Source organism: Streptomyces sp. NPDC002577 (assembly GCF_053594815.1).
The window spans coordinates 335,394-352,789 of record NZ_JBSFWK010000003.1; the positions used below are offsets into that span (position 1 = coordinate 335,394).

General features: G+C 71.4%; 12 protein-coding genes and 1 tRNA gene. 8 read left to right on the forward strand and 5 right to left on the reverse strand.

Going from position 1 to position 17,396, the window contains the following annotated elements; genetic code table 11:
• Positions 1-633, forward strand: a complete 633-nt coding sequence (locus ACWD4J_RS07190) for a hypothetical protein (RefSeq protein ID WP_451394291.1) — start codon at positions 1-3, stop codon at positions 631-633.
• Between the two features lie 137 nt (positions 634-770).
• Complete coding sequence (locus ACWD4J_RS07195; protein WP_451394292.1) at positions 771-3,521, forward strand: exo-rhamnogalacturonan lyase family protein; 2,751 nt, start codon at positions 771-773, stop codon at positions 3,519-3,521.
• A gap of 50 nt (positions 3,522-3,571) precedes the next feature.
• On the opposite strand, the gene ACWD4J_RS07200 is transcribed toward ACWD4J_RS07195, so the two are convergent.
• A complete protein-coding gene (locus ACWD4J_RS07200; protein WP_451394293.1) occupies positions 3,572-5,995 on the reverse strand; it encodes an SCO7613 C-terminal domain-containing membrane protein in 2,424 nt (807 codons plus the stop codon).
• 102 nt (positions 5,996-6,097) lie between these two features.
• Here ACWD4J_RS07200 and ACWD4J_RS07205 point away from each other — a divergent pair, with 102 nt between their 5' ends.
• Positions 6,098-6,550 (forward strand): SRPBCC family protein, encoded by a 453-nt coding sequence (locus tag ACWD4J_RS07205; RefSeq protein ID WP_451394294.1) that lies wholly within the window; start codon positions 6,098-6,100, stop codon positions 6,548-6,550.
• Between the two features lie 39 nt (positions 6,551-6,589).
• Positions 6,590-6,661: transfer RNA gene (locus ACWD4J_RS07210), tRNA-Val, on the forward strand.
• A gap of 64 nt (positions 6,662-6,725) precedes the next feature.
• Here ACWD4J_RS07210 and ACWD4J_RS07215 read toward each other — a convergent pair.
• Positions 6,726-7,451: an exonuclease domain-containing protein gene (locus ACWD4J_RS07215; protein WP_451394295.1), complete on the reverse strand. Its 726-nt coding sequence runs from the start codon at positions 7,449-7,451 to the stop codon at positions 6,726-6,728.
• Between the two features lie 179 nt (positions 7,452-7,630).
• On the opposite strand from ACWD4J_RS07215, the gene ACWD4J_RS07220 reads away from it, so the two are divergent.
• The 3 genes from ACWD4J_RS07220 (at position 7,631) to thrS (ending at position 11,585) form a co-directional block, all read left to right on the forward strand.
• Positions 7,631-8,197 (forward strand): DUF4365 domain-containing protein, encoded by a 567-nt coding sequence (locus ACWD4J_RS07220; protein WP_451394296.1) that lies wholly within the window; start codon positions 7,631-7,633, stop codon positions 8,195-8,197.
• Complete coding sequence (locus tag ACWD4J_RS07225; RefSeq protein ID WP_451394297.1) at positions 8,194-9,429, forward strand: hypothetical protein; 1,236 nt, start codon at positions 8,194-8,196, stop codon at positions 9,427-9,429. Before ACWD4J_RS07220 ends, ACWD4J_RS07225 begins: the two co-directional genes overlap by 4 nt.
• Before the next feature lie 179 nt (positions 9,430-9,608).
• Positions 9,609-11,585: a threonine--tRNA ligase gene (thrS, locus tag ACWD4J_RS07230; RefSeq protein WP_451394298.1), complete on the forward strand. Its 1,977-nt coding sequence runs from the start codon at positions 9,609-9,611 to the stop codon at positions 11,583-11,585.
• 21 nt (positions 11,586-11,606) lie between these two features.
• Here thrS and ACWD4J_RS07235 read toward each other — a convergent pair whose 3' ends face one another.
• Positions 11,607-12,341 (reverse strand): potassium channel family protein, encoded by a 735-nt coding sequence (locus ACWD4J_RS07235; protein WP_451394299.1) that lies wholly within the window; start codon positions 12,339-12,341, stop codon positions 11,607-11,609.
• Positions 12,342-12,407: 66 nt separating this feature from the next.
• On the opposite strand from ACWD4J_RS07235, the gene ACWD4J_RS07240 reads away from it, so the two are divergent.
• Complete coding sequence (locus ACWD4J_RS07240) at positions 12,408-12,968, forward strand: HIT family protein (protein WP_451394300.1); 561 nt, start codon at positions 12,408-12,410, stop codon at positions 12,966-12,968.
• Between the two features lie 39 nt (positions 12,969-13,007).
• On the opposite strand, the gene ACWD4J_RS07245 is transcribed toward ACWD4J_RS07240, so the two are convergent.
• Positions 13,008-14,678 (reverse strand): hypothetical protein, encoded by a 1,671-nt coding sequence (locus tag ACWD4J_RS07245; RefSeq protein ID WP_451394373.1) that lies wholly within the window; start codon positions 14,676-14,678, stop codon positions 13,008-13,010.
• Positions 14,679-14,974: 296 nt separating this feature from the next.
• The gene (locus ACWD4J_RS07250; protein ID WP_451394301.1) at positions 14,975-17,173 is read right to left on the reverse strand and encodes an elongation factor G-like protein EF-G2; all 2,199 of its coding nucleotides are present in this window, start codon (positions 17,171-17,173) and stop codon (positions 14,975-14,977) included.
• Positions 17,174-17,396 lie beyond the last annotated feature (223 nt).

The following is a 17,396-nucleotide window of genomic DNA, read 5'->3' on the forward strand; positions in this document are numbered from 1 at the left end:
ATGGCGTTCCGTACAGATGCGGCGGCCCGGACGAGGGCACGGCAGGCCAGGAAGGCCCGGAAGGCTCCCGGCGAGTCCGTGCTCGCCGAGCGGTTCGGCCTGTTCGCCGAATGCCTGCTCACCGGGGTGTGGATCGTGGTGGCCGCGCTGCCGCTGGTCACCTACCCGGCCGCGTTCGCCGCGGGGTCGCGGCACCTGCGCCGGCGGATCGCCCACGAGGGCGGCGGCTGGCGGGAGTTCGCGACCGATTTCCGGCGCGCACTGCGCGGCGGCTGGCTCGCCGGCCTCGCCGGATGGGCCGCGGTGGCCGTCGTCTGGGTGGACGTCCAGGCCGTACGCGCGGGGCTGCCCGGCGGCCGCCTGGTGGCCGCCGTCGGGATCTTCGCCCTGATCGGGCTGGCCGTCGCGGGCCTGCGCGCCGCTGCCGTCTGGGAGCCCGGAGCGTCCTGGCGGGCCCTCCTCGCGACCGCCGGGCGCCGCACCGTACTGGATCCTGCCGGATCCTTCCTGCTCGTCGGCGGACTGGTCGTGGTGGCCGTGTCCGCCTGGGTCACGCCGCCGCTGGCGGTCCCCGTCCTGGGGGCCGTCGCCGCGGCCGCGGTCGCCGTAGAGACGCGGTTCCGGCGCCGCTGACCACCCGGCCGGTGCCTCGCTGCTGACGAGCCACCGGTGATGTCCCGCAGGCCGGCGCCCCGGGCGCCGCGCCGCTGTCTGTCATGCCCCTGACCTCCCTCCCGACCTACCCGCACGTCGAACGGAAAGGAAAGGCCATGTCTCCCATCCCCCGCAGGTCCCTCCTCAAGGCGGCCGCCGTCGCCGGTGCCGCCGCCCAGTTCAGCTGGGCGCTGGGCACGCAGGACGCTTCCGCCGCGACGAGAGCCGACGCCACGGCCGCGGCCGCGGAGCCGGATCCGGTGACGCTGAACTGGCTCGAGGACGGGGGCCTCGGTGCCGCCCCCGGCTCCACCGTCGGCGTGCCCTGGCCCAAGGGCGCCTACGACGAGGACCAGACCTTCGCGCTGGCGACCGAGGACGGCAAGGAGGTGCCCGTCCAGAGCTGGCCCCTCGCGTACTGGCCCGACGGCTCGCTGAAGTGGACCGCGCACGCCATCGGTCCCCAGACGACCGCCGACAAGTTCACGCTCACCGCCGGCACGCCCGCCGCGCCCGACAAGAAGATCACGGTCGACAAGAGCGGCGGCACCATCGACATATCGACCGGTGTCATCACCGCCAAGATCGGCAAGAGCGGCTCCACCCTCGTCAAGTCCGTCACCCGCGGCTCCACCGAGATCGCCAGGAACGGACGCCTCGTCCTGCTGCGTCAGGGCGAGCTCGAGGACGGCGACCAGGGCCAGCAGAAGTACGAGCGGTTCGACAGCGCCATCTCCGAGGTGGAGGTCGAGCAGGACGGGCCGGTCCGTGCCGTCGTCCGCATCGACGGCAAGCACCGCCACGGCGACCGCGCCTGGCTGCCGTTCTCCATCCGGCTCTACTTCTTCGCGGGCGCCGAATCGTTCCGCATGGTGCACACCATCACCTTCGACGGCACCCAGGAGCCCGGAAAGGCCAGCGGAGACTTCATCCGCGGACTCGGCGTCCGCTTCACGGTTCCGATGCGCGACGAGGCGTACGACCGGCACATCCGTATCGGCGGCGACGGCACCGGACTGCTCCGCGAGGCCGTCAAGGGCATCACCGGACTGCGCCGCGACCCGGGCGCGGCCGTGCAGGCCGCGCAGTTCGAGGGCAAGAAGCTCCCGGACCCCGCCACCTGGGACCAGCGGGTCACCACCCGCCTCCCCCTCATCCCGACCTGGGGCGACTACACCCTCTCGCAGCTCTCCGCCGACGGCTTCACGCTGCGCAAGCGCACCAAGGCCGGCCACGGCTGGATCGCAGCGGGCGGCGGCCGCAGGGCCAGCGGCTTCGGATACGTCGGCGGTGCGAGCGGCGGACTGTCCTTCGGCATCCGGGACTTCTGGGAGAAGTTCCCCGCCCAGCTCGACATCCGGGACGCCCACACCGACGAGGCCGAGGTCACGCTCTGGCTCTGGTCGCCCGAGGCGCAGCCCATGGACCTGCGCTTCTACCACGACGGCCTCGGCCAGGACACCTACGCCGAGCAGCTCGAAGGCCTCAACATCACCTACGAGGACTACGAGCCCGGCTTCGGCACCCCCTACGGCATCGCCCGCACCAGCGAACTCCTCTTCTGGGCCAACGACGCCACACCCAGCCCCGAGACGCTCGCCCAGCAGGTCGACGCCGTCCGCACCCTGCCGCAGCTCGCCGCGTCCCCCAAGACGCTCATCAAGGCCAAGGTCTTCGGCGGACTCTTCTCCGAGCCCGACCGCTCGACGGCCGCCAAGGCGAAGATCGAGGACCACCTGGACTTCCTGTTCACGTACTACAAGGACCAGGTGGACATGCGCCGGTGGTACGGCTTCTGGGACTACGGCGACGTCATGCACTCGTACGACCCGGCCCGCCACCAGTGGCGCTACGACGTCGGCGGCTACGCCTGGGACAACTCCGAGCTCTCGCCGGACATCTGGCTCTGGATGGCCTATCTCCGCTCCGGCCGTGCCGACATCTTCCGCTTCGCGGAGGCCATGACCCGGCACACCGGCGAGGTCGACGTGTACCACCTGGGGGAGTGGGCCGGCCTCGGCACCCGCCATGGCGTGCAGCACTACGCGGACAGCGCCAAGCAGCAGCGCATCGCCAACACCACGTACCGCCGCTACTACTACTTCCTCACGGGCGACGAGCGGGTCGGCGACCTCATGCACGCCAACGTCGACTCCGATGAGACGTTCCTCGTCCTCGACCCGATCCGGAAGATCCGCACCGAGCCGTACACGCCCGACCGGCACGCGCTGTCCATCGGCTTCGGCACCGACTGGAGCGGTCTGGTGTCCGCCTGGCTCACCGAGTGGGAGCGCAAGGGCCCCAAGTGGGAGAAGGCCAAGGCGCGCGTGCTCTCCACCATGGAGACCATCGCCGCCCAGCCCAACGGCTTCGTCCAGGGCAGCGGCCTGTACGACCTGGACACCGGCAAGTTCGCGATCGCCGAGACGCCCGTCGTCAGCGTCTCCCACCTGTCGGCGGTCTTCGGCCTGAACGAGCTGTGCGCCGAACTGATCGACCTGGTCGACATGCCCGCGTTCAACGAGGCCTATTTCGACTACTGCCGCTACTTCAACGCCACCAAGGCCGAACAGGCGGCCCGCTACGGCTCCAACTTCGGGTCCCTGCTGCTCTTCCAGGGCCACTCGCGCCTGGACGCCTACGCGGCCGTCCAGACCGGCGACGAGAAGCTCGCCAAGCGCGCGTGGGACAAGTTCTACAACTCCGACGGCTACAAGGAGTCGGCCGCGTGGACGACGGAGAAGGTGAGCGGGCCGGTCACCCTGGTGCCCGGCAGCGAGGCCAACTGGGTCTACACCAACGACACGGCGCTGTACGGCCTCGCCGCCATCGAGAACCTGGCGCTCCTCGGCGACAAGATGCCGTAGCCGAGGGCTGAGCGGTGCCGGGGAAGTGCGGGTGCGTTCCCCGGCACCGCTCAGTCCATCCTGTCCAGCACCTCCCGCACCCGCCGGGCGTCCCGGATCCGCTGCTCGTACGTCGCACCGACGGCGAGCAGCAGGAGCCCGGCGAGTGCGGGAGGTACCCAGCGGGGGAGTGCACCGGCTATCTGGACGAGATACGGGGTGAGTTCGTGCAGTGCGTCCAGGGTGAGCACGGCGCCACCGATGAGGAGCGGCGCCTGGAGGCGGTGCCGGGCGCCCAGCAGGGTGACCAGCAGCGCCGCCGCGCCGAGCAGCAGCGGACGCAGCCAGTGCGGATCGCTCCAGGCGGCGACGAGGCTCGGCACGAGCGTGGCGGCGAGTCCGGGGCCGTATGCCGTCCATGACGAGGCCTCCGGGTCGCGGCGCCTGCGCAGGGCGCCGATGAACAGCGCGGGGACGGTCACCGGCAGCGTGTACGCCTCCGGGGTGTCCACGTCCCAGGAGGCCAGCCGCACCCAGGTGGCCAGGATGAACAGGGCGGCCGCCGCGTAGCCGGCGGAGCGGCGGTCGGGCCGGACCGCGGTGCCTGCGGCGATCACGCCGCACAGGGCGAGCACCAGGGCGAGCATCGGCGCGTCGGCGACGGCCAGTGCGACGGCGAGCAGTCCCGCGGCGGCTCCCGTCACCTCGACCGGCACGGTCGCCAGGGAGCCGCCGAGCCGCGGTGCGAGCAGGGCCGCGGCCACGGGCACCACCAGGACGAGCAGGGCCGTGGGCTCCGGCCGCCAGCCTGCGGAGGCGCCGCTCGCGCAGGCCAGCGCGGCGGCGTATGCGAGCGCGGCCGGGGCCGTGACGGGAGCCAGGCGGGCGAACCGCGAGGCCGCCGCGAACAGCACGGTCAGGGCGGTGAGCACCACCAGCGTCGCGCCCTCCGAGGCGAGGGACAGGAAGGCGAGGGAGAGGGAGGTGACCAGCGAGAGGACGAGGGTCGTCGTCTGTGCGGGCGGCGACAGGCGGGCATGCGCCGCTGCCGCGAGAGCGGCCACCGTCGTGACGCCCTGGGCCGACAAGCCGACGACGTAGGGAACTCCGAGGACCGCCGGGAGGACGAGCGCGGTCGCCCAGGTCAGCAGCAGCACCCCGGTCAGCGCTCGCGGACGCCAGGTCGCATTCCGGACGACCGCCGCCAGCACCCCGGCGAGGACGGCCAGTACGACGGCGGCCGCCGCCGCGTGCGACGGCCACGGAACGTCGGCCGTCACCGCGGCGCGGGCATCCGGCGGCGCGCCGGTCCAGGGCCGCACCGCCCAGCCGACCGGGCCCAGCAGCGCCACCACGACGAGCGGCAGGGCCCAGAGCAGCGACAGCACCTGGACCGTGCCGGAGGCCCACGCGAGGCCCCGGCGCACCGGGTCGGGAAGCCGCCCGCGTACCGCCGCCAACAGGGCGACACCACCCGCCAGATATCCGATGACCGCCCAGTCGCCGGGCAGGGCCGCGCGCAGGATCCCGCCGACCGCCGCGACCAGGAGAAGTCCGCCGGCGAGTGCGGTACCCATGGCGTGAGCCGGTTTCGGCAGTTGCCACGCGGCGCCCAGCGCGATCGCCGCCGCGAGGGCGAGGACCGCGGACGCACGGGCGGCGTCGCTCGCGCCGGCAGCGTCCCAGGAGAGCCAGCCGGCCGCCAGTACGCCGAGGCCGCCCATGCCGTACGCGCCGACGGCGGCGACGACACGCACGGACCCGGCGGAGCTCCGGAGCGCCGCAATCGTGTCGAACCCGGCCGTCACCAGCAGCGCGGCCGTGATCCCGTACGGACCCGCGGCGACCGCCATCGCCCAGAGGACCAGCGGGAGCTGGGCAGCGGCCAGAGCGGCGGGCAGAGGCAGACGGAGCGGGAGGCGCTGCACCTCCTCCCGCCCAGGGTCGTCCGAGGCGCGCGAGGCCAGGCCGGGCAGCAGGCCGAGCCCCCGGCCGTACGCCGCCCACACCGCTGCCAGCACCGCCGACGCGACCGCCGCGTACCCCGTGCCGTCCGCGCCCGTGAACGCGGTCTCGTGCAACGCGTAGACGTCGAGCACCGTCAGCGCGAGTCCGAGCCCCGCCACCGACTCGGCCGTCGAGCGCAGCCCGCGCTTCAGGAGCGGCACCGGCACGGCGAGCACGGCCAGCGTGACCGAGCCGAGCACCAGGGCCCGCCCGGCGATCCCCAGGTGTCCCCAGCTGACCAGCGTGAAGGCCGTCGCGGCGACGGTGAGCAGGACGCCGCCGAGCACGAGGAGCAGGTTCTGGACACGCGGCGCGGTGGTCTCGGGGCGGGGCACGACAGGTGTCGGCCGGACCGGCTGCGGCTGCGCTTGCAGCGCGGCGACCAGCCAGGCGCGCCGGGCCAGCAACTGGCCTCGGCGGGAGTCGAGTTGCCGCAGCTCGGCGTCGAGGAGCCGCAGCTCGTCTGCCGGAGGCGGGATGGACGTCATGCCTCGGAGTGTGGTCCCCGTCACGTCGTACGGCATGAGTGTGCGTACTCAGAACGTACTCAGCCCGCGTACAGGAAGGCTCCAGCTGGGCAGACTCGGTACGTGGACTGGTGTCGTTACCGCTTCCGCAGCGTCTGGAACCTGCCGGCTCCGCCGGCCGAGGTGTACGCCGTGCTGGAACGGGCCCAGGAGTATCCGCGCTGGTGGCCCCAGGTGCGGGAGGTGACGCCCCTCGGCGACCGGGTCGGCGTGGCCCGCTTCCGCTCCGTCCTGCCGTACGACCTCGTCGTCACCGCCCATGAGCGGCGGCGGGACCCGGCGGCAGGGGTGCTGGAGATCGGGATGACCGGTGATCTGGAGGGCTGGGCCCGCTGGACACTCGGACCGGCCCCCGGCGGCACGGGCACGCGCGCGTGCTACGACCAGGAGGTCGAGGTGTGCAAGCCGGTCATGCGGCGCCTCGCGGTGCCTGCACGTGGCCTGTTCCGTGTCAACCACGCGCTGATGATGCGCGGCGGCCGCCGCGGACTGACCGCTCTGCTGAATGCGGTTTGAAGCGAACCCCCCGAGACCTGTATGGTTCAGTGCGTTCCCGGGCGATTAGCTCAGTGGGAGAGCGCTTCGTTCACACCGAAGAGGTCACTGGTTCGAACCCAGTATCGCCCACCCGGAGAGACCGGTCCGCCAGCAGGCGGACCGGTTTTCTGTTGCGCCTGGGCGCCTGTTGCGCTCAGGCCGCCGCCGGATACTCCGGCCGCAGCGGCCACGCCGGGTCCACCGCCTCCTGGGAACCGCTCCGGGCGAACCAGGCCTGCAGCCCACGCGCCTGTGCCGCATGCCACACCGCCTGCAGCGTGTGCAGCTCCGCCGGCGAGAGCCGCTCGAGGCGGGCGGCGAACCGCCTGCCTATCGCTCGTACGACATCCAGGGCGGCCAGCGCGTCGGCCGCCGCGTCATGGGCGCCGTCCAGCACCACGCCGTAGTGCTCGCACAGATCCGTGAGCGTGCGCCGGCCCTTGCGGTAGCGGTCCAGGTGCTTGTCGAGGACCCGCGGGTCGAGCACGCACAGCGGGGAGCTCTCCAGGTAGTGGGAGAGCGAGGAGGCGCGATGCCGCCTCAACTCCCGGTCCAGCAGGGTCAGATCGAACGGCGCGTTCATCACCACGAGCGGGCGGCCCGCGGCCACGTGCTCCGCGAGCGCCCTGGCCAGCTCCTCCATCACGGGGGCCGGCCAGCGGCCGTTGCGCTGCAGATGATCCTCCGTCAGGCCGTGTACCGCCGTGGCCGCTTCGGGGACCGGCACCCCCGGGTTCACCAGCCAGCGGGTCACACGCGCGCGGAGGCCCGCGGCGTCCTGCACGACGACGGCAGCGGACACGATCCGGTCGGTCTCGACGTCCACGCCGGTGGTCTCGGTGTCGAAGGCAACCAGGGGTCCCTCGTACCAGCACGTCATACGCACACAACTCCTCGTTCACCCGTCGGCAGTTGACGTGCGTCCCCTGCCCCGACCAGGTGATACCCGGCCGTTTGCGGCGTACGCAGGGGGGAGACAACACAGATACGGGTCAGGGAACTTCAGTGGCCCGAACGGGGATTCAACGGGGATTCACCACAGCGGAAGGCTTGTTGGAGATGGCGCTCGCGCAGCCCGAAAGGGGCGGGCTGCTGCCCGAGCGGATGGCTCCGCCGCGCGGCTCGCTCGCCACCACCGCCTGTATGGAGACACTGCAGGTGGGCTATCTGCATGCCGTCGCGGCCGCCGCCGGCTGCTCGCTGTCCCAGCCCTTTCCGGACAACGGGATCGACTGGCACGTCAGCCACAGCGCCCCCGGGCACACGGTCGACGACGAAATCACCATCAAGGTGCAGCTGAAGGCCACGTACCAGATCGCGCCGAACCCGCCGGGGCCCGCGTTCTCGTTCACGCTCGACAACGCCCACCTCGCGAAGCTCGCCCGCACCCCGGTCTCGGTGCACAAGATCCTCGTCGTGATGATCGTGCCCAGGTCCCAGGACGACTGGCTGCGCGCCGGCCACGACCGGCTCGATCTGCGGCACTGCTGCTACTGGATCAACCTCGCCGGGCACCCCATCACCGGCCGTCGCAGGACCACCGTGCGGATACCGACCTCGCGCATCTTCGACGACCGGGCGCTCTGCGAGATCATGACGAGGGTCGGGACGGGAGGGAAACCGTGACGCACCGCCCGATCGACGAGCCCCTGCGCCCCGTCGGCGCCCCGCGGCAGCACCCCGCCGACGCCGCGGCGCTCGGGGCGCAGCCGCCCGAGCCCGACCAGGTCGACCCCGCTGTGCTCAGCGCGCTGCTCCACCGGCACGGCTGGCAGCGCCGTGGCGGCGCCGCAGGCCGGTACGGACGCTGGACCCCGCCCGGCCCGGGCAGCAGCCGTACGAGCCTGCTCGTGCCGGAGAACCGTGCCTTCCCCGACAGCGACGACCTGATCGGCGAGGCCCTGATGGCGCTGAGCCGCAGCGGGGCGCCCGCCGCCCGTGAGGTGCTGGTCGGGCTCGCCGTGCCCAGCGACGAGATCCGCTGGTGGCGGGACGTGCCGACCGGACCCGCGGGCGCCGCGGCCTGGACGGCGGAGGAACAGCTGCGGACCGCCGCGCGGCAGATGCTTCTCTCCGCGGCCCTGGCGGTGCGCGGCCGCGCCGGGTACTACGGCGCCCGCCACCGGCGTCCGGCAGCCAAGTCCCTCGAGAGCGTCCTGGTGGGACCGGCACCGGGTGGGCGCCAGCTCACCGCGTTCGTGCACGTCACGCCGGGGCGCCCCCTCGCCGTACGGCTGCACCAGGCGCTCTACGCGGCCCGCGAGGCCATCGACTACCGGCGGGCCACCGGCGGCATGGACGCCTTCGACGGAGCTGTCGGGGCGGGCGTCAGCCATGAGCTGACCGAGGCGCTGATCGCCCTGGTCCGCGGCTCGCAGGGGGCGCGCATCGCCGTCGAGTGGGCGCCCGCCGCCGGGGCCCCCGAGGGCTGCGCGACGTCCCCGGACGCGGTCGAGTTCTCGCCCGGCGATCTGTCCGTCCTGCGCGAGGCGAGCGCACGCTACATGCGCGTGGAGCCGTCGGTTCCGGTGCGTCTGACCGGCACCGTGGTGCGTATGCGCAGGTCCGGGCCGCGCGGCGACGGCACGGTGCGGCTGCGTGTCATCGCCGGCGCGGAGGTGCCGCATGTCCGGCTCACACTGGACGAGGAGGCGTACCGGATAGCCGGCCACGCGCACCTCGTCGGGCTGCCGATCCGGGTGCACGGGAGGCTGGAGAGCCGCGGCGGCTTCCGTCGGCTGACCGGGGCGTCCGGGGTGGCTCCGGTGCAGGTGGACGACGCGGAGCGGGACCGGCTGATGAAGTCCCTGCAGGAGAACCTCGACTTCCTCGAGGAGGCGTGCGGCGCAGACGACTGACGCCCACCTGCGTGTACGACCCCCACCTGCGCGTACGGCACCTCGGGAGCACCGCACGGGGTGGCCCGATGACCGCGGTCGGGCAAACCGTTTCGCGAGCGGGCCCGGCGACTCGGTACGATCCGTTAGTGCGTCGCTTATCGGTGGCGTGCGCAATCACCTTCAGGCAGGAGAGACCGGTGTCAGACGTCCGTGTGATCATCCATCGCGATTCCGAGCGGGAAGAGCGCGTGGTGACGACGGGCACTACGGCCGCCGACCTCTTCGCCGGTGAGCGCACCATCGTCGCGGCCCGCGTGGACGGCCAGCTCAAGGACCTCGCGTACGAGATCAAGGACGGCGAGAAGGCCGAGCCCGTCGAGATCTCCTCCGAGGACGGCCTGAACATCCTGCGCCACTCGACCGCGCACGTCATGGCGCAGGCCGTGCAGGAGCTGTTCCCCGAGGCCAAGCTGGGCATCGGCCCGCCGGTCAGGGACGGCTTCTACTACGACTTCGACGTCGAGCGGCCGTTCACCCCCGAGGATCTCAAGGCCATCGAGAAGAAGATGCAGGAGATCCAGAAGCGCGGGCAGCGCTTCGCGCGCCGCGTCGTCACCGACGAGGCCGCACGCGAGGAGCTCGCCGACGAGCCGTACAAGCTGGAGCTCATCGGCCTCAAGGGCTCCGCGTCCTCGGACGACGGCGCGAACGTCGAGGTCGGCGCGGGCGAGCTGACCATCTACGACAACCTGGACGCCAAGACCGGTGACCTGTGCTGGAAGGACCTCTGCCGGGGTCCGCACCTGCCCACCACCCGGAACATCCCGGCGTTCAAGCTGATGCGGAACGCGGCGGCGTACTGGCGCGGCAGCGAGAAGAACCCCATGCTGCAGCGCATCTACGGCACCGCCTGGCCGTCCAAGGACGAGCTGAAGGCGCACCTCGACTTCCTCGCCGAGGCCGAGAAGCGCGACCACCGCAAGCTGGGCAGCGAGCTGGACCTCTTCTCCTTCCCGGAGGAGGTCGGCCCCGGTCTCGCCGTCTTCCACCCCAAGGGCGGCATCATCCGCCGGGTCATGGAGGACTACTCGCGCAAGCGGCACGAGGAGGAGGGCTACGAGTTCGTCTACTCGCCGCACGCCACCAAGGGCAAGCTGTTCGAGACCTCGGGCCACCTGGACTGGTACGCCGACGGCATGTACCCGCCCATGCAGCTCGACGAGGGCGTGGACTACTACCTCAAGCCCATGAACTGCCCGATGCACAACCTGATCTTCGATGCGCGCGGGCGTTCCTACCGTGAACTTCCCCTGCGCCTCTTCGAGTTCGGCACCGTGTACCGGTACGAGAAGTCGGGCGTGGTGCACGGCCTGACCCGCTCGCGCGGCTTCACCCAGGACGACGCGCACATCTACAGCACCAAGGAGCAGATGGCGGACGAGCTCGACAAGACGCTCACCTTCGTCCTGAACCTGCTGCGCGACTACGGTCTGACCGACTTCTACCTGGAGCTGTCCACCAAGGACCCGGAGAAGTTCGTCGGCTCTGACGAGGTCTGGGAGGAGGCGACCGAGACCCTGCGCCAGGTCGCGGAGAAGCAGGGCCTGCCGCTGGTCCCCGACCCGGGTGGCGCCGCCTTCTACGGTCCGAAGATCTCCGTGCAGGCGCGCGACGCCATCGGCCGGACCTGGCAGATGTCCACGGTGCAGCTGGACTTCAACCTGCCGGAGCGCTTCAACCTCGAGTACACCGCGCCCGACGGCTCCAAGCAGCGCCCTGTCATGATCCACCGCGCGCTGTTCGGCTCGATCGAGCGCTTCTTCGCGGTGCTCCTCGAGCACTACGCGGGTGCGTTCCCGGCGTGGCTGGCGCCGGTGCAGGCCGTCGGCATCCCCGTCGGCGACAGCCACGTGCCGTACCTGCAGGAGTTCGCGGCCGAGGCCAAGAAGCGGGGTCTGCGCATGGAGGTCGACGCCTCCTCGGACCGGATGCAGAAGAAGATCAGGAACCAGCAGAAGCAGAAGGTTCCGTTCATGATCATCGTCGGTGACGACGACATGCAGGCCGGGACGGTCTCCTTCCGCTACCGCGACGGCTCGCAGGAGAACGGCATCCCGCGGGACGAGGCACTCGACAAGATCGTCGACGCGGTGGAGCGCCGGATCCAGGTCTGAGCATCGCCCGCTTACGTGGGTTCAGGGCCCCGGGGGTTTCCCCGGGGCCCTTTCTCCGTGCCCGCGCGCCTGAGAACCTCGTGCCTCGACCGCGCGTGCCTCGGCCTCCCGCGTGAACACCTGGATGAGCCAGGACGAGAACGAGCCGGCCACGGCGGCGAGCAGCGCCACGCCGCAGGACATCAGCCCCACGGCGACCAGGCGACCCATGGGTGTCACCGGCACCACGTCGCCGTATCCGACGGTCGAGAGCGTGGAGCATGTCCACCACACGGCGTCCCCGAAGGTGCGGATGCTGGCCCCTTCAGCCGTGTGTTCCACGTGGTAGACGGCGAGGGACCCGGTGAAGCCGAGCAGGACCACCGACATGCTCGCGTAGGCCACCACACGCGCGTACACGGCCAGCCGTGGTTCGTGGCGCCGACGCTGCATCGCCTCGTAGAGCCGTACGAAACGCAGCGGCCGGAGCAGCGGCAGCAGGAGCACGACGGTGTGCAGCCAGTGCTTCCCCACGAACCGCAGACCTTGGCCGCTGATCCGCCACAGCACGGCGTAGTCCACGACGAACAGTGCCCAGGAGGCCATGGCCACGGTGAAGCAGGCGTCGCGCCAGTTCTCGGGCAGGGACTCGCCGAGCACCCACACCGCGTAGCCGGCGAGATACACCAGTGACGCGACAGTGAGCGGGATCTCCGTCCTGCTCTCCCAGCGTGCCTGCCTGTTGTCGGTGTGTGACGAGCCGCCGTCGTGGTCCATCCGGTCAGCTTGGCCGGGCGCCGGGCAGGGGCGCCCCGGCGACACGTTCCGAACGGGCGAAGCCATATGCTGCACAGCATGACGAGTGAGCCGGAGCAGCAGATCGGAGTGGGGACGCAGGACGCGTTCCAGCGTTTGTGGACCCCCCACCGGATGGCGTACATCCAGGGCGAGAACAAGCCGACCGGTCCCGGAGCGGACGACGGCTGCCCCTTCTGCTCGATCCCGGGCAAGTCGGACGAGGACGGGCTCGTCGTCGCACGCGGCGAGCACGTGTACGCGGTGCTCAACCTCTACCCGTACAACGGCGGCCACCTGATGGTCGTGCCTTACCGCCACGTGGCCGACTACACGGACCTGACCGGCCCTGAGACCGCGGAACTCGCCGAGCTCACCAAGCAGGCCATGACGGCGCTGCGCAGCGCCTCCGGGGCGCACGGCTTCAACATCGGCATGAACCAGGGCACGGTGGCGGGCGCGGGCATCGCGGCCCACCTGCACCAGCACATCGTCCCGCGATGGGGCGGCGACACGAACTTCATGCCGGTTGTCGGCCACACCAAGGTGCTGCCGCAACTGCTGGCCGACACCCGCAAGATGATCGCGGACGCCTGGCCGACTGCGTAGCCGGGGGACAGGGCTCCGAGAGCGGAGCCCTGTGCGGGATCACGTCTCGTACAGGTCCGCTGCAATGGGCGTGGGGTCCTGGACCAGGTTGCTGAGCAGCAGCGAGCGCGTGTCGAACTTCTTCGTGTCCACGCCGTTCTCGGAGAGCACCTTGATCGCCGCGGCGTGCACCACGCGCAGCACGGGTGTGGCGGTGCGCAGCGCGTCGTCGGCCATGAAGCGGTGGCGCCAGGGCTTGTCCGCCCAGGCGTGCCGCAGGCCGAACGGCTCGGGGAGCTTGATCTTGCCGCCCAGGAAGTCGAGCATCGGCGGATACCAGGTGAAGGGTGCGCGCACCGCGAGGCGCACCACCTCGTCGGGCTCGACCAGGGGCAGCTTCTTCTCGTAGGTCTCCCAGAACCTGACCGGCTTGGCGACCTCCTTCACCTTCGCCTTCGGCTTCGTGGTGAAGAGGGCGTGCACAGGACCCAGCGCATGCCCGGTGACCTCGATGCGCAACGTCTCGTGCAGCACCGTCACGGTGATCAGCATGGTGATCACCAACTGGCCGTCCCAGAGCGTGAACTGCACCCCCAGATAGTGGCGGTCACCACTGCCGAACTGCTGCTCGTTGCAGATGCGCTGGACCTCGTGCGACTTGATCTGGAACGCCTCGACGTCCGTGCCGGTCGGCCGGGCCACCTCGTCGGCGTTCTCACCGATGGGCGAGACGATCCAGTGCCGTATGGACGGGGTGGGGAAGCCGCCGGTGTGCAGCGGGCCGCGCTCCAGCATGCGCAACTGGTCGTGGATGGACCGGATGACGTCCCAGCTGCGGAAGGGGTGGATCTCCGTGCCCTTCTCGCGCGGCACGAGCTCCTCGGCGAGCTGCCAGCTGCCCCAGCGGGTGCCCAAGCCCAGGATGCCCTTGGGCCCGGCGTAGAAGACGGTGTTGGACTGCTGCTCGGCGGTCAGCCGGGCCAGGCCCTGGCGGAGCCGCTCGGCCGCGGTCTCGCCGGGGCTGCCCGGCACCGCCTCTGGGATCTTGGCGCCGACGCCCCCGCCGGCCAGCAGGCTGTCCCAGCGCTCGCGCATGTCTTTGGCGGTCCGCTCGCAGATCTGCCGCGCCCAGAACCAGCCGGCCACGGGAGCGACGATCGCGGCACGTGTGTACCAGGCCCAGAAGCCGCCGAACGGCAGCCGGAGAAGGAAGATCACGGCCAGCACGCCCACGGCGACCAGGACGGCTGTGGCGAGCACGGACGCGCGCTTGTCCTCGGTCTTGGCGACCGTCCTCCTGATCTGGAACACCAGCAGCCACACCACGAGGCCCGGCAGGAAGAGCAGCCCGCACAGCACCATCACGGCCGTGAGCCAGCTGTCGCGCTCACGGCGGATGCGGTTGGCCGCGAGACAGTGTTCGACGACGACCTGAGGTTCCGTTCCGAAGGACTGGATGAGCGGCTTGCGGGCGCCGCCGAGCATCCGGAGCTGGACGGCACGGGAGAAGGCCTCGCCGAGGTTGGGCTTGAAGAGGTCCCCCCAAAGACCCTTCTTCACCTCGGACTTGTGCCAGTCGCTGTTGGCCTTGAGGATCTCGTCGACCTCGTTGTCCCGGTACGCGGCCGAGGCGAGGGCCTGCGTCGCCGCCGTCTGCCCCGCGGAGCCCGACAGCGGCACCTGGGCCCCGGGCCTGAAATCGAATACGTCGTCCGCCACTGCCGCCCCCATCGCCGCCGCGCCTTCGATGCTGCGGCCCTTCCCGACTTCCCTGCCCCGCACACCTGTTGATCGGCTCATCGGCTTGATCGCCCATCAGCTTGATCAGGTCATCAGCGTATAGGGCGGGACCGACATCCGTCAGTGGGCCCGAGGGGGCGCACACGCAGCACGACGGGTGCGGCATGTGCGGCGCGAGCAGGCCGAAGGCCGCCCGCCCAGAAGGGGATTGGGCGGGTCGCCGCCGGCCACCGGACCGCCCGGCCGGGCCCGCGGGAGGCCCGGCCGGGAGGCGAGCGCGATCCGGACTACGCGGCTTCCTGGGCCTGTTCGCGTACCTTGTCGGCGACTTGCGGCGGCATCGGCTCGTGCCGCGCGTAGCGGCGGCTGAACCGCGCGGTGCCGTGCGAGATCGAGCGCAGGTCCACCGCGTAGCGGTCGATCTCGATCTCGGGAACCTCGGCCCGTACGAGTGTGCGTCCGCCGGGAGCCTGTTCGGTCCCGACCACCCGGCCGCGCCGCCCCGACAGATCGCTCATCACCGGGCCGACGTAGTCGTCGCCGACGAGCACCTGGACCTCGGCGACCGGCTCCAGCAGATGGATCCGCACATCCGATGCCGCCTCCCGCAGCGCCAGCGCGCCCGCCGTCTGGAACGCGGCGTCGGAGGAGTCCACCGAGTGCGCCTTGCCGTCGAGGAGCGTGACCCGCACGTCGATGAGCGGATAGCCGGCGGCGACGCCCTTCGCGGCCTGCGCGCGCACGCCCTTCTCGACCGACGGGATGAACTGCCGCGGCACCGCGCCGCCGACGACCTTGTCCACGAACTCGATGCCCGAGCCGCCCGGCAGCGGCTCCACCTCGAGCTCGCAGATCGCGTACTGGCCGTGACCGCCCGACTGCTTCACATGCCGGCCGCGCCCGGCGGACCTGCCCGCGAACGTCTCCCGTAGGGAGACCTTGTGCGGTACGACGTCGACCTGCACGCCGTAGCGCCCGCGCAGCCGCTCCAGGACGACGTCCGCGTGCGCCTCGCCCAGACACCACAGCACCACCTGGTGGGTGTCCTGGTTCTGCTCGAGGCGCAGCGTCGGGTCCTCGGCGACCAGCCGGGACAGGCCCTGGGAGAGCTTGTCCTCGTCCGCCTTGCTGTGTGCCTGGATGGCCACCGGCAGTAGCGGGTCTGGCATGTCCCACGGCTCCATCAGCAGCGGATCGTCCTTGGCCGACAGGGTGTCGCCGGTCTCGGCACGGCCGAGCTTCGCGACGCATGCGAGATCGCCCGCGACGCATTGCGACACGGTCCGCTGCTGCTTGCCGAACGGCGCCGACAGGGCGCCGATACGCTCGTCGACGTCGTGGTCCTCGTGCCCGCGGTCGGCCAGGCCGTGCCCGGAGACGTGCACGGTCTCGTCGGGGCGCAGGGTGCCCGAGAAGACGCGTACCAGAGAGACGCGGCCGACGTACGGATCGGACGCCGTCTTGACGACCTCCGCCACCAGGGGCCCCTCGGGATCACAGGTGACCTCCGGCCGGGACGTGCCGCCCGGTGTCGTGACCGCCGGGCACTCGTGCTCCATGGGCGTCGGGAAACCGCGGATGACCAGTTCCAGGAGCTCGACGGTGCCCAGACCCTGGCGGCCGCCTTCCCGGGCGGGTGCCGCGGCCAGCACGGGGTGGAAGCTGCCGCGTGCGATGGCGCGCTCCAGGTCCTCGATCAGGGTCTTGACGTCGATCTCCTCGCCGCCGAGATAGCGGTCCATGAGGGTCTCGTCCTCGCTCTCGGCGATGACGCCCTCGATCAGCCGGTTGCGCGCCTCCTCGATGAGCGGCAGCCGGTCGGGGCCCGGCTCGGACTCCTTGCGCTCGCCGGACGAGTAGTCGAACAGCCGCTGGGTCAGCAGCCCGATGAGGCCCGTCACGGGCGCGTGCCCGTCCGGCCCCGGCTCACCGCGCAGCGGCAGGTACAGCGGCAGTACGGCGTCGGGGTCGTCGCCGCCGAACGTCTCCGCGCAGATCCGCGTCATCTCCTCGAAGTCGGCCCGCGCCGCCTCCAGATGCGTGATCACAATGGCCCGGGGCATGCCGACCGCCGCGCACTCCTCCCACACCATGCGGGTCGAGCCGTCGACGCCGTCGGCCGCCGAGACGACGAAAAGGGCCGCGTCCGCCGCTCGCAGACCGGCCCGCAACTCCCCGACGAAATCGGCGTATCCGGGGGTGTCCAGAATGTTGATCTTGTAGCCGTCCCACTCGACGGGGACCAGCGAGAGCTGCACCGAGCGCTGCTGACGGTGCTCGATCTCGTCGTAGTCGGAAACGGTGCCGCCGTCCTCGACGCGGCCCGCCCGGTTCACCGCCCCCGCGGTCAGCGCGAGGGCCTCCACCAGAGTCGTCTTGCCTGATCCGCTGTGGCCGACCAGAACCACATTCCGTACGGACGAGGGGTGGTCGGCCGTCGCTGCCCTGCCGGCGGCTCCGGATTGTGCATTCGCCTTGTCGCCCATTTTCCTGCCTCCCGGTTTCCTGCACGGTGAGGTCTGTCAGGACGTGGACCTGCGGCTTTCCCTCCTCCAGCCATGGGCCGGGGGCACCCCAGCGGTGGCGGCTCCGGCGACGCCCCGATGTTTCGAGCTTTGCACTCCCGTAACGGTGCGTCCATACGTCGTACGAGATCACCCGGCCTCGACGCCCGGCGCTCGCGGCCACGCGCGCGTGGCTACGATGGGC